Origin of the sequence: Helicobacter mesocricetorum (assembly GCF_900198605.1) — a bacterium.
In the GTDB taxonomy this organism is placed as follows: Bacteria; Campylobacterota; Campylobacteria; order Campylobacterales; family Helicobacteraceae; genus Helicobacter_D; species Helicobacter_D mesocricetorum.
Genome location: NZ_FZPJ01000071.1, coordinates 1 through 3,177, shown reverse-complemented (window position 1 = coordinate 3,177; position 3,177 = coordinate 1). Strand labels below are relative to the sequence as shown.

2 protein-coding genes are annotated in these 3,177 nt (G+C 36.8%); both read left to right on the top strand.

The window, feature by feature from the left end; translation table 11 throughout:
- On the top strand, positions 1–1,536 hold a 1,536-nt coding region (locus C6H18_RS09375; RefSeq protein WP_456152199.1), incomplete at its 5' end, for a restriction endonuclease.
- Positions 1,537–1,579: 43 nt separating this feature from the next.
- Positions 1,580–3,177: site-specific DNA-methyltransferase (locus C6H18_RS09680; protein ID WP_233704129.1), on the top strand; the 1,598-nt coding region annotated here is incomplete at its 3' end.

Here is a 3,177-nt window from a genome sequence, read left to right as displayed (position 1 = left end):
AATCCAAATATCTTTACGCTCACCAAATTAGCAAATTCTAGCAGCGAGACAAGCAGGCATCAGCAAGTAGGCAGGGGCTTGAGGCTCTGTGTCAATAGCGAGGGCAAACGCATTACCCATTCTTTTGTGGATTATAACGACAATGAATTTTTTGCTATCAATTATCTTGATATGATTGTAAGCAGCAAGGAAAGAGGCTTTCTTGAGGGCTTACAAAAAGAAATCGAAGATTCTAGCTTTTCTCTAGGTAGCAGTATTTTAAATCGAGAATCTTTGCAGCACTTCAACCTCAACGAACGACAGATTAATAAGTTTTTAGACAAGCTAGAAGATTTGGCTTGTTTAGAGTTTGATGAGGATAGGAATGTCTATGCAATCATCTCTCCAATCTATGATGCGATGCAAACAGAGAGCATAAAAGAGCTTTTAGGAGGGCATTATAAAGAGGTATTAGAGGCATTTAAGCCCAAAGAAAATAAGCACGAATATGCAACAAATGGCGATAATGAAACGACCGATGAAATAAACATCAGGCAAAACCTTGCCAAAGAATTTAAAGAACTATGGCAGAGCATCAACGCCAAAGCACAAATTATCTATCAAAACATCAACCAAGCTAATTTAATAGAATCTATCGTAAAATCTTTTAATGCCGAAACTATCCCAAAAGAAAATATCCTCTATGAGAAAAAGATCTATGATAGCAAAAACAATAGAATCATTCCAGAAAAGCTAGAAAGCATAGCGACAAAAGATTATTTGCCCACTTTGCATAAAAACTTGCCACAATTACTCATCGAGTTTGCCAAAAACCAAAAACGAAGCAACGAGGAATTGCCCTTGAAATTCTTGCTAGAGATATATAACCACCCGCAACTTAACAAACAAAGCTTTATCAATTCGCCCAAAACAGCCTTTGAAGCTTTGCAAGATTGTATCAAAGAGGAACTACACAAAAACTTGATCCAATCTGTAAGCTATGATTTCTCACAAAATATCTTTAGCAACGAGAGATTCCAAATCCTCTATTTAGCAGATGGCACGCCAAAGCAAAGCATAAAAAAGCACATACTAGGCAGATATATCGCCAAAAGCAATGGGCGAGATTGTATCCCAAGCGATAAATATCTCTATGATAAAGCCGTATGTGATTCTAAAATCGAAGAAGAAATAAGCCTAGAAAATAACCTCTCTATCCTCAATCACCAAATAGAAATCTTTGCCAAGCTCCCTAAGCTTAGTATCCCCACACCCTATAAAAACTATGAACCCGATTTTGCCTATTTACTCAAAAACGACAAAGGGCAGAAAATCTTTTTTGTCTGTGAAAGCAAGGGCTATGATAAAGCAAGTGAGATTCCAGAGCAAGAGAGAAAAAAGATTGATTATGCCAGAGTGTTTTTTGAAAAACTAAACGAAAGTATGCAAGATAAAAATATCAAAGTGCTTTTTAATACCCGCATTAATAAGCAAAACTTGCTAGAAGTCTTGCAAGAGGTTATTCAACAAGAGATGATTCAACAAAAAGCGACATAAAAAGTCTTATAAAAATGATAAACAGATTCTTAAAGGAGTGCAAATGATAGACAAAGACAAGGCAAAAGAGCTAGGCATAAAGCTTATAGATTCTAAAAAAGAGCAAAATCCCCTCTATGAAAACCTCAAAACAAACTTCCCCCAAACCATTAATGCCGACGGTGTGGTAAGCCTTAAAGCCATTGCAATGCTTTTGGGCTTAAGTGAGAGGGCAGATATGCAAGGCTATGAGCTAACCTTTAGCGGCAAGGGTTTGGCTAATGCCCTTTATTCTACTCCAACTACAAAAGAGCTAAAGCTAGAGGAGGTCTTTTACCCAAAATATCTTTACAAAGGTGATTGTCAAACTGAAGGCGACAAGCCCGAAGAATCTCAAGCCCTCCCTTGTCATTCTGAAGGAGTGCGTAGCACGACTGAAGAATCTCATCAAGACAAAAGAGATACTTCGGCTTTTTCAAAGCCTCAGTATGACAAAAGCATAAATTGTCATTCTGAAGGAGTGCGTAGCACGACTGAAGAATCTCATAAACTAGATTCTAACAACGCAGAAGCACTTTATCGCCCCAATGCAACGCATACACGAAACGCTATTATTAGAGGAGATAATCTTGATGTGCTAAAGCTCCTAAAATCCGCATATAGTGAAAAAATCAAAATGATTTATATCGACCCGCCCTATAATACTAAAAACGACAATTTCATCTATCCCGATGATTTTAGAAAAGACTATCAAGCAATTTTGCGCGAAGTGGGCTTGTTGCTTGAAGATGAAAACGGAGAATGGGTAGAATCTGAAACTTTAAGATTTTTTCGCAATATCACAGGGAGCAAATCCCATAGCGGCTGGCTTGCCTTTATGCTCCCGCGTCTCAAGCTTGCAAGGGATTTGCTTAGAGAGGATGGAGTGATTTTTATCTCTATTGATGATAACGAACAAGCAAATTTAAAGATTCTCTGTGATGAGATTTTTGGAGAGGAGAATTTTGTAGCTAATGTTATTTGGCAAAAGAAAAAGGGAGGGAGTCAAGATTCGCAAGATTTTGCAAAAGAACACGAATATATTTTGTGCTATCAAAAATATGAGTGGAGAATAAACGATATAACACAAGAACAAAATGAAAAAGATTTTAACAAAATTATCAATGGTAAAAAGGCAAAGATTCTAAAACTTGAGAAATGGGGCAATCATTCTTTGAGAGCAGATAGACCTACTTTATATTATTCTATAAAAGACCCAAATGGTAATGATTTTTATCCTATTGCACCAAATGGAGCTGATGGGTGTTGGCGTAAAAAACCTGAAACTTTAGATGAAGAGCATATTTATTGGCAAGAAGATTCTAGGGGGAGATTAACGCCTTATGAAATAATTTATTTTGATGAAGTTTTAGATAAACAAAAGGTAATTAAAACACGCACAATATTTACAGAATTTGGCACAACAACAGACGCCACAAAAGAAATTTTGAATTTATTTAATAACCAAAAAGTTTTCGATACTCCAAAACCTTTAAAACTAATAAAACAATTTTTAAGGCTTTCTACTTCCTCAAACAACACAGCACAAGAGGGCAATTATGTGGCGGGGGGGGGGGGGTTACAGCTTAGTAGCCGAATCACCAGATCCAGAACTTATCCTAG